Origin of the sequence: Spongiibacter sp., from assembly GCF_041602295.1 — a bacterium.
In the GTDB taxonomy this organism is placed as follows: Bacteria; Pseudomonadota; Gammaproteobacteria; order Pseudomonadales; family Spongiibacteraceae; genus Spongiibacter.
Genome location: NZ_JBFIGO010000103.1, coordinates 1 through 9,228 on the forward strand (window position 1 = coordinate 1; position 9,228 = coordinate 9,228).

Sequence of the window (9,228 nt, forward strand, 5' to 3'; positions counted from 1 at the left end):
GCAGCTGCTGGCCGAGTTGGGCTATAACGCCGAGTCGATGGCGCAGTTGCGCGAGCGCGGCGTGTTGACCTAGGGGCGAACGCGCCCTGCCTTTTGCTAATTACCCCGCGGCGGCACTGCCGTCGCCAGGTCGGAGATAGTCTTTATGTACGCTAATTTTAGTGAGTCAGAACAGCAATTTCGCGAGGAGGTGAGAGCCTTCCTGCGCGACAATTTTGATGCCGAGCTCGCCGCGCGCATCGACAGTCACGACGGCTATAAGGCCGCCACCATCGAGTGGCAGAAGAAACGCTACGACAAGGGCTGGGTGGCGCCGGGCTGGCCGGTGGAATACGGCGGCTGCGGCTGGAGCGATACCCAGAAATACATTTTCGACAATGAGCTGGCCGCCGTCGGCGCGCCGGATGTGCCGCCCTTTGGCCTGAAAATGGTCGGCCCGGTGATTTATACCTTTGGCAACGACGAGCAAAAGCAGCGCTTTTTGCCCGGTATTCTCAGCGGTGACACCTGGTGGTGTCAGGGCTATTCCGAACCCGGTGCCGGCTCGGACTTGGCCGGACTGCAAACCCGCGCCGAGCGCGACGGCGACGACTATATTATCAACGGTACCAAAATCTGGACCACCTACGCCCAGTATGCCGACTGGATGTTTGCCCTGGTGCGCACTGACAACAGCGGCAAACCCCAGCAGGGCATCAGCTTTGTGCTGATCGATATGAGCAGCCCCGGCATTACTGTGTCGCCGATTATTTCCATCGACGGCGAACACCACCTCAACGAGGTGAGCTTCGACAATGTGCGGGTGCCGGTGGCCAATCGCATCGGCGAGGAAAATCAGGGCTGGACCTACGCCAAGGCGCTGCTCACCCACGAGCGCACCGCGCTGTCGGGTATCGGCTACTGCAAACACACCCTCAGCCGCATTCGCAGTCTGGCCGCCGCGGAAAACAACGGCGGCCAGCCGCTGCTCGCCGACAGCGATTTTCAGGCGCGCATGGCCGATATCGAAATGGAGCTGATGGCGCTGGAGTTTACCGAACTGCGGGTGCTGGCGGCGGTGGCCAATGGCGGCGCGCCGGGCATGGAATCCTCGCTGTTAAAGCTCAAGGGCACCGAGCTGCAGCAGGCGGTGCAAAGCCTGTTGTATGACGTGTCCGGCCTCTACGGCGCGGCCCTGCCCGGCGAGGCAGACTTGGCGGCACTGGGCCACGACTACGGCTACGGCGCCCGCCGCGAATACATGTTTGGCCGCGCCTGCACCATTTACGGCGGCAGCAACGAAGTGCAAAAAAATATCATCGCCAAATTTGGCCTGGGTTTGTAACAGCGGCTCGGCCGGGGGAATAGATTATGGATTTTTCATTGAGTGAAGAGCAGCAGCTGCTCAAAGACAGCGTCGACAAATATATTGCCGAGCGCTACGACTACGAAACCCGCCGCGGCTATTTGGCCGAAGCGCAGGGCTTCAGCGCGGCGGTGTGGCGCGACTTTGCCGAGCTGGGTTGGCTAACGGTGCCGCTGCCGGAAAGTTTTGGCGGCTTTGGCGGCTCGGTGGTGGACACCGCCGTGCTGTTCGAGGCCTTCGGTCGCGGTCTGGTGGTCGAGCCCTATCTGGCCACGGTATTACTGGCGGGGCAGCTGATTGCCCGCGGCGACAACGAGGCGCTGAAGGCGCAGTGGCTGGAGCCGATTATGGCGGGCCAGAGTCAGGCGGCTTTCGCCTATTTGGAGCGCCACAGCCGCTTTGATCTCGACCAGATCAATTGCCGCGCCGAGCGCGACGGTCAGGGCTATCGCCTGAGCGGCCACAAGGCGCTGGTGCTCAATGGTATGGCGGCCGACGTGTTACTGGTGTCGGCGCGCAGCGATGACGGCATCGAGTTGTTTGCCCTGCCCAGCACGGCCCCAGGGGTGACGCGCCGCGGCTTTGTGCTGATGGACGGCCAGCCAGTGGCCAATATCGAACTGGACAATGTCGCCGTCGAGGCCGGCGCCAAGGTCTGCGCCAGCGGCGAGGCGCTGGCACTGATGCGCGCGGTGGTGGATGAGGCCACGGTGGCCATTGCCGCCCAGGCGGTGGGGGCGATGGAGTATCTGGTGAAGGCGACGGCCGACTACGCCAACACCCGCAAGCAGTTCGGCCAGCCCATCGGCAAGTTTCAGGCCCTGCAACACCGCATGGTGGATATGTACATGGCCACCGAGCAGTGTCGCTCGCTGTTGGTGCGCGCCCTGTGTTCGGTCGCGGAAAGAGAGGAACAGGCGCCCCAGGACATTGCCGCGCTCAAGGCAATGGTTGGAAAATACGGACGTAGCGTTGCCGAAGAAGCGGTGCAGTTGCACGGCGGTATGGGCGTCACCGAAGAACTGAATATCGGCGGTTATTTAAAGCGCCTGATGGTGATCGACAGCCTGTTTGGCGACAGTCGCTGGCAGCGCAAGCGCTTCACTGAAATGCGTTATTCATCGACAGCGGCCTAGCCTGACCCGCGCGCTGTCGTCAGAGCGATAATAAGAGGACAGCAACAATGTTTGACGATTTTACCGAGTACATGGCGTTTCAAGTCAAAATGCGCCCGCAGGCGCTGTTCGGCAGCGACGCCGACCAGAGCCTGAGCTACGCCCAGGCCTGGCAAAAAGCCGGCCGCGTGGCCAGCCGCCTGCAAGCGGCGGGGCTGGGCAAGGGCGACCGCATTGCCATCCTCAGTAAAAACTCGCTGAACAATCTGCTGGTCTTTCTCGGCTGCGCACGGGCGGGGGTGGTGCCAGTGGGCATTAACTACCGCCTGAGCTGCGACGAGGTCGGCTTTATCGCCGAGGATGCCGAGGCGCGCCTGCTGTTTGTCGACGGCGAATTCGCGCCGCTGATCGGCCCCTATCTGGCCGCGCAAACGCAGATCTCCATCGTCGGTGAGCTGGGCGGCGCCGAGCCGCTGGACAGCTGGCTGGCCAGCGCGGGCGAGACCCCGCAGCCGGTGGCGATCAGCGGCGACGACGTGCTGTTTCAAATGTATACCAGCGGCACCACCGGCCTGCCCAAGGGCACCTTGCTCACCCACCACAACCTGATCTGCAACAGCATTCAGGCGCCCTTGACCACCGGCCGCGCGCCCCGCGCCGGCGACCGCGCATTGATTGTCGCGCCGATCTTCCACGCCCTGGGGCTGGTCGGTTCGTTAATGGCCATTTACTACGGCTGCGCGCTGGTGCTGCACCGCGACTACGACCCGGTGGGCATGATCGAATCGCTGGCCAACGACGACATCTGCTACGCCTCGGTGGTGCCGGTAATGCTGCAGTTTTCGCTGGCCTGCGTGGAAAACATCGAGGACTACAGCTTCCCCAGTCTGCAGTGGATGAACTACGGCGCCTCGCCGATTTCCGAAGACCTACTCAAGCGCTGCCTGCAGGTGTTCGACTGCGAGTTTTATCAGGGCTATGGCCAGACCGAGTCGACCACCGCACTGACCTTCCTCACCAACGACGACCACATTGCCGCCCTCAATGGCCGCCCCGAGCTGCTGCGTTCCTGCGGCCGCCCGGTGTTTGGCACCGAGCTGCGTATTGTCGACGACCAGGGGCGCGACCTGCCCCAGGGCGAGGTGGGCGAAATACTCGGTCGCGGCCCGCAGGTCATGAAGGGCTACTGGAAGCGCGACGAGGCCACTGCCGAAACCGTGGTGGACGGCTGGTTGCACACCGGCGATGCCGGTTACCTGGACGAGCAGGGCTACCTGTTTCTGAAAGACCGGGTGAAAGACCTGATTATTTCCGGCGGCGAAAACATCTACCCCGCCGAAATCGAAAATGTATTGATGGCCCACCCCAAAATCGCCGATGCGGCGGTAATCGGTGTGCCCGACGAAAAATGGGGCGAGGTGCCACTGGCGGTATTGGTGGCCGGCGAAGAGGGCGAAATCAGCCTCGACGAACTCACCGCCCACTGCCGCGAGTCGCTCGCCAGCTTCAAGGTGCCCAAGCACCTCGAATATACCCAGCTGCTGCCGCGCAACCCCAGCGGCAAGGTACTGAAAAAAGAACTGCGAGCGGCCATTGTGCCCAACTATCAGCCGCAGTCGGCGTGAGCCGGCGCGCCGCTACCCACCCATTTAAACAGGGAGTCAGCAATGACTAAGTTTTTGCGTACGCTATTACACCGCGTCTATCTGGCGGTAATGTCGGTGCCCTTTAAGCTGATGCCATCACTCAGCTATGTGCTGTTCAATGGCCGGGGCAGCACCGCCCAGCTCTGCCAGCACATGGCGCGGCAGGGCCTTAAGCGGGTGTTGATCGTGAGCGACAAACCCCTGGTGGAACTGGGCATTGTGGCGCGCGCAGCAGAGGCGCTGGCCGAGCAACAGGTGGAGGTGGTGATCTACGACGGCATCCTGCCCGACCCGACGTTTACTATGGTGGAAGACGGCCTGACACTGGCCCGTCAGCACAGCTGCGACGCGGTGCTGGCCATCGGCGGCGGCTCGTCGATCGACTGCGCCAAAACCATTGCCGCGGCAGCTGGCAATGCCGGCGACGGCCGCAAACTGGTGGGCTATTTCAAGGTAAAGCAGCCGCCGCTGCCGCTGTTTGCCCTGCCCACCACCTCGGGCACCGGTTCCGAGGCGACCATTGCCGCCGTGGTGTCTGACCCCGATAGCCACGAAAAATGCTTTATCGCCGACCCCAAGCTGCTGCCGCAGGCAGTGGCGCTGGACGCCGAGTTAATGCTGGGCATGCCGGCACCGATTACCGCCGCCACCGGTATGGATGCTCTGACTCACGCCATAGAAACCTATATCAGCCTGTGGGGCAGCGACGCCAGCAAGGGCTACAGCCGCGCCGCGGTGAAAATGATCTTTGACTACCTGCCGCGCGCCTACCGCGACGGCGGCGACGTAGAAGCCCGCGAGCAAATGGCGCTGGCCGCCTACTACGCCGGCATGGCCATTAACGCCGCCAGCGTCGGCAATGTCCACGCCATTGCCCACCAGTTGGGCCGCCACTACGGCACCCCCCACGGTCTGGCCAATGCACTGGTCATGCCCGAGGTACTGCGCTTTATGACCCCCGCAGCGCAGCGGCCACTGGCCGAACTCGGTCAGTTAATCGGCGCAGCGCACAGCGGCGACAGCGAGCGCCAAGCCGCCGAAAAATTTGTACAGGCGGTGGCCGACTTAAACCAGCGACTGGACATCCCCAGCCAACTGGACAGCCTGCTAGAGGAGGATGTCGCCACTATTGCCGCAGCGGCGGTTAAAGAGGGCGCAGGCTACCCGGTGCCGGTGTTAATGAGCCGCAAAGAGTGTCAGGCGATACTGCGCAGCCTGCTTAGCAGCCCCGAGGGCGCGGCGGTGGTGGCGCAGTAGGGCGTTGCCGTTATGGCGCAGGCCTAGGGCCTGCGCTGGTGGAGGGAACTACACGGCCGATAGGCCGGGAACGACTTTAAGCGGCTTGTTATATTTTGCTGGCTTCGGCTTCAGGCTCTCGCCCGCCACGCAGCACCAAATATAGCAACGGCCCCGCAGATACAAACACCGCAGTGACAACAAAGAATGGGGCGAGATAGCCCAAACCTTTGCCACGGCTTTTGGCGTCTTGGTACATCCAAACACAAGCCAGCGCGGCGAGAATGTAGAGATCGATGACGACTTGAGCGGTATCTGGACTCGACATGAGTTGGGCGCCAAAGGCCAAAAGCGACTGCTCAGCGCCTGCCGTAACCCAGAAAGTAAAACCCATGAACAGGCAAAGAACGACTAGGGGTAACAACGTAGATACTCTCATGTTCTTCCTTGATTGAGGTTTAAGAAATATAACGCCTCAATCAGCCGTCGCCGCAGGCGTCGGCTGCATTGACTTGTTAGCTGAAATTAGTATTGCATACTCTAACTTCGCTGACTGTTCCACCATTTGTTTTCGCCCTTTTTCCAACTCTTTTCGTATTGCAATGATAAGAGCGTCATTTGATTGTGCGGTAGAAATTTCCATTTGAGAAAGGGCCATTAACTGCTCTTCTCTCCATTGGTTGCTAGAGCGTGAAGAAACTAGAGATACATACAAAGCCAAGCTTGCTATCAAGAGAGATAAGACTGAGATCCCAATAGATAGCATCGTTATCCTTTTAGATTGCCTACTTTGCAACTCGTTGGTGCCAAGTTGAATTAATGGCGAGAACTGCAAAACGGCATTCGTTGAAGCTCCTTTCTCGAAGATTTCAGCGGCATATTGATTCACTAAGAATTCAATCTCACGATCTTTAAGGCCATGAGGGTAGTTTGCTTTTAACTCAGCCACGATTGATCCTCAATGAAGCTAACAGTCTGTTTATGAGGCCTGCGGCCTCATAATATTTATTATCGGGAAGTCATCTATTGTATTGGCTTCCCCGAAGCGATTCGGTAGCTGCTTGTTTTTAATTGAAAATATCGCCGTCGCGACTTCGGCAGTGCGATAAAGCTGATCAGGTTGCGGAGCAGGGCCGAAAGCCGAGTTACACGGTATGGGGGTAGCGTAGCGGGGGGCTTGCGGGCGGTTCATGCTGGCTGACCATTCCTTGGCGATGCACGTTGGGGGCACGATCCTGCGCCGTAATACATGCCGACCATACGGCGCTGCTGGGTTTTGTTCAAGTCTTTGGCGGCGGCTGCCGGCAATTTTTCTGTTCCCTTCTTCTATTCTTTCTTTGTGGCCGCGTGTGTGGGCCTTGCCAGCCTGCGGCGGGGCTTGCCGCAGCGGCTAACCGCCGTCGCCTTATTTTCCGGCGATTTGGATAAGCGGCGGTTTATAGCCTATGTTGAGGCTAGTTGTTGCAAACAGTATGACGGGGTTTCGGCGCTGTTAGTGGATGCTGGTTTGGCCCGCGCGGCATTGCTAATCGATTGTTTTTAATAATAAAAATGGCTGGAAAAACAAGTCGATTGGTGGCGGTTTAAGCCCGGCTGGCCCAGCCTTGGCCCGGCTTGCAGGCAGGTTTTGCCGTGCTCACTGAGAGGGATGGATATTATGGCAATAGCAATAGTGATCCTCTTGTTGGTGATAGGGTCACTGGTCTTCCATTTTACTAGCCCCTGGTGGTTCACGCCGCTGGCCTCGAATTGGGGCACCATCGACGACACGATTGAGATTACCTTCTGGATAACGGGCATTGTATTTGTGGCCGTTAATCTGTTCCTTGCCTATGTGGTGTACCGCTTTCGCTTTCACAAGCACCGCCGCGCCGACTACGAGCCGGAAAACAAGAAGCTGGAGAACTGGCTGTTTTTGGGCACCACCCTGGGGGTGGCGGCCATGCTGGCGCCGGGGCTATTTGTGTGGGCCAAGTTTGTAAATGTGCCGGAGGATGCCCAGCAGTTTGAAGCCCTGGGCCAGCAGTGGCACTGGAGCTTTCGGCTGCCCGGCGAAGACGGCGTGCTGGGGGAGACCTCGGCGGAGTTGATCGACGACAACAACCCCTTTGGCATTAATCCCGACGACCCGACCGGCTTGGACGATGTGCTGATTAGCAGCAATGAGATGCACATTCCTGTCGACCAGCCGGTGAAGGTGATGCTGCGCTCTAAAGACGTGCTGCACAACTTCGCGGTGCCGCAGTTCAGGGTCAAAATGGATCTGGTGCCGGGCATTGTGTCCTATTTGTGGTTTACCCCCACCCGGCTCGGCCGCTTTGAGCTGCTGTGTCAGGAATTGTGCGGCATGGCCCACTACACCATGCGCGGCCATATTGTGGTGGATACCGCAGAGGACTATCAGGCCTGGCTGGCCAAGCAGCAGACCTTTGCCGAGATCTTGAATGCTCCGGTTGGCGACCCGCAGCTGGGGCAGCAGGTGTACGCCAGTTGCGCGGCCTGCCACGGCGCGCAGGGCGAGGGCAATGAGATGTTGAACGGCCCGCGTCTGGCGGGGCAGGGCGCCCGCTATATCGAACGCCAGCTGGGCTACTTCAAAGACGGGGTGCGCGGTCGCCACGAGAAAGACAGCTATGGCATGCAAATGGCGGCCATGGCGGCGGGCTTGAGCGCGGCCAATATCAAAGATGTGTCGGCCTATATCGCCTCGCTGCAGGCGCCGGTGACTGTTGCGGCGGCCGCCGCGGCCAGCGACGAAGGGCGCCAGCTATACCGCAACTGCGCCTACTGCCACGGCGAGTGGGGGCAGGGCAAGGCGGCCCAGAGTGCACCGGCGCTGGCGGGCCAGCAGCCGGCCTATTTCAAGCGGCAGATCAACAATTTTCAGCAGCAGATTCGCGGCGCTCACCAGCAGGATATTTTCGGCAGGCAGATGCTGTTGATGTCGCGCCTGCTGCAAAGCGAACAGGCCGTAGATGCGGTGGCGGCGTATTTGCACGCCCTGCCGGTGGTGCAGCGCGGCGAGCCGCTAGCCCATATGCGGGCTTCAGCACAGGATGGAGGTGACCTAGATGACTGACAGCGCCATTGCCGATCTGCCCGATGACTCCCATCATCCGACCAGCTTCGTCAGCAAGTATATCTGGAGCCAAGACCACAAGGTGATCGCCATTCAGTATGCGGCCACGGCGATTTTTGTCGGCCTGGTGGCGCTGGTGCTGTCGGGCATGATGCGCCTGCAACTGGGCTTTCCCGACCAATTCGCCTTTATCGACCCCAGCGCCTATCTGCAGTTTGTGACCATGCACGGCATGATTATGGTTATTTACCTGCTGACCGCGCTGCTGCTGGGCGGCTTTGGCAATTATTTGATCCCGCTGATGCTGGGCGCGCGGGATATGGTGTTCCCCTATTTGAATATGCTCAGCTACTGGACCTACCTGCTGTCGGTGATTGTACTGCTGGCCAGTTTTTTTGTGCCGGGCGGGGCCACCGGCGCGGGTTGGACCCTGTATCCGCCCCAGGCGATTTTGCCGGGCACGCCGGGCAATGACGTCGGCATTTTGATGATGCTGATCTCGCTGGCGATCTTTATTGTCGCCTTCACCATGGGCGGCCTGAACTATGTCACCACCATTTTGCAGGCCCGCGCCAAGGGCATGACACTGATGCGCATGCCACTGAGTATTTGGGGCATCTTTATTGCCAGCATACTGGGCCTGCTGGCCTTTCCGGCGCTGCTGGTCAGCGCCATTATGATGCTGATGGACCGCTTGGCCGGCACCAGCTTTTTTATGCCGGCGCTGCTGTCGCTGGGCGAGCAAATGGAATACGGCGGCGGCAGCCCGGTGCTGTTTCAGCACCTGTTCTGGTTCTTTGGTCACCC

8 protein-coding genes are annotated in these 9,228 nt (G+C 59.9%); 6 read left to right on the forward strand and 2 right to left on the reverse strand.

Annotated elements, in window-relative coordinates; all coding sequences use genetic code 11:
* Positions 1-145: 145 nt before the first annotated feature.
* Genes ABYM29_RS13225 through ABYM29_RS13240 form a run of 4 tightly spaced genes read left to right on the forward strand, consistent with a single transcriptional unit; the run spans position 146 to position 5,363 of the window.
* Complete coding sequence (locus ABYM29_RS13225) at positions 146-1,324, forward strand: acyl-CoA dehydrogenase family protein (protein WP_372865245.1); 1,179 nt, start codon at positions 146-148, stop codon at positions 1,322-1,324.
* Between the two features lie 26 nt (positions 1,325-1,350).
* Positions 1,351-2,481: an acyl-CoA dehydrogenase family protein gene (locus tag ABYM29_RS13230; protein ID WP_372865246.1), complete on the forward strand. Its 1,131-nt coding sequence runs from the start codon at positions 1,351-1,353 to the stop codon at positions 2,479-2,481.
* A 47-nt stretch (positions 2,482-2,528) separates the two neighbouring features.
* Complete coding sequence (locus ABYM29_RS13235; protein WP_372865247.1) at positions 2,529-4,085, forward strand: long-chain-fatty-acid--CoA ligase; 1,557 nt, start codon at positions 2,529-2,531, stop codon at positions 4,083-4,085.
* Positions 4,086-4,127: 42 nt separating this feature from the next.
* A complete protein-coding gene (locus ABYM29_RS13240) occupies positions 4,128-5,363 on the forward strand; it encodes an iron-containing alcohol dehydrogenase (protein ID WP_372865248.1) in 1,236 nt (411 codons plus the stop codon).
* 88 nt (positions 5,364-5,451) lie between these two features.
* Here the strand turns inward: ABYM29_RS13240 and ABYM29_RS13245 are convergent, their stop codons facing one another.
* The gene (locus tag ABYM29_RS13245; RefSeq protein WP_372865249.1) at positions 5,452-5,670 is read right to left on the reverse strand and encodes a hypothetical protein; all 219 of its coding nucleotides are present in this window, start codon (positions 5,668-5,670) and stop codon (positions 5,452-5,454) included.
* A gap of 147 nt (positions 5,671-5,817) precedes the next feature.
* The gene (locus tag ABYM29_RS13250) at positions 5,818-6,291 is read right to left on the reverse strand and encodes a hypothetical protein (protein WP_372865250.1); all 474 of its coding nucleotides are present in this window, start codon (positions 6,289-6,291) and stop codon (positions 5,818-5,820) included.
* A 708-nt stretch (positions 6,292-6,999) separates the two neighbouring features.
* Here ABYM29_RS13250 and ABYM29_RS13255 point away from each other — a divergent pair.
* Together ABYM29_RS13255 and ABYM29_RS13260 are read left to right on the forward strand one after the other, a co-directional pair.
* On the forward strand, positions 7,000-8,421 hold the full coding sequence (locus tag ABYM29_RS13255; RefSeq protein ID WP_372865251.1) for a c-type cytochrome: 1,422 nt from the start codon (positions 7,000-7,002) through the stop codon (positions 8,419-8,421).
* The coding region (locus tag ABYM29_RS13260; protein ID WP_372865252.1) for a cbb3-type cytochrome c oxidase subunit I at positions 8,414-9,228 on the forward strand (815 nt) is incomplete at its 3' end. The genes ABYM29_RS13255 and ABYM29_RS13260, both read left to right, overlap by 8 nt.

Bases quoted from the DNA above. Each gene is read 5' to 3' on its own strand.
- ABYM29_RS13225 (WP_372865245.1), top strand. From the start codon at position 146: ATGTACGCTAATTTTAGTGAGTCAGAACAGCAATTTCGCGAGGAGGTG.
- ABYM29_RS13230 (WP_372865246.1), top strand. From the start codon at position 1,351: ATGGATTTTTCATTGAGTGAAGAGCAGCAGCTGCTCAAAGACAGCGTC.
- ABYM29_RS13235 (WP_372865247.1), top strand. From the start codon at position 2,529: ATGTTTGACGATTTTACCGAGTACATGGCGTTTCAAGTCAAAATGCGC.
- ABYM29_RS13240 (WP_372865248.1), top strand. From the start codon at position 4,128: ATGACTAAGTTTTTGCGTACGCTATTACACCGCGTCTATCTGGCGGTA.
- ABYM29_RS13245 (WP_372865249.1), bottom strand. From the start codon at position 5,670: ATGTCGAGTCCAGATACCGCTCAAGTCGTCATCGATCTCTACATTCTC.
- ABYM29_RS13255 (WP_372865251.1), top strand. From the start codon at position 7,000: ATGGCAATAGCAATAGTGATCCTCTTGTTGGTGATAGGGTCACTGGTC.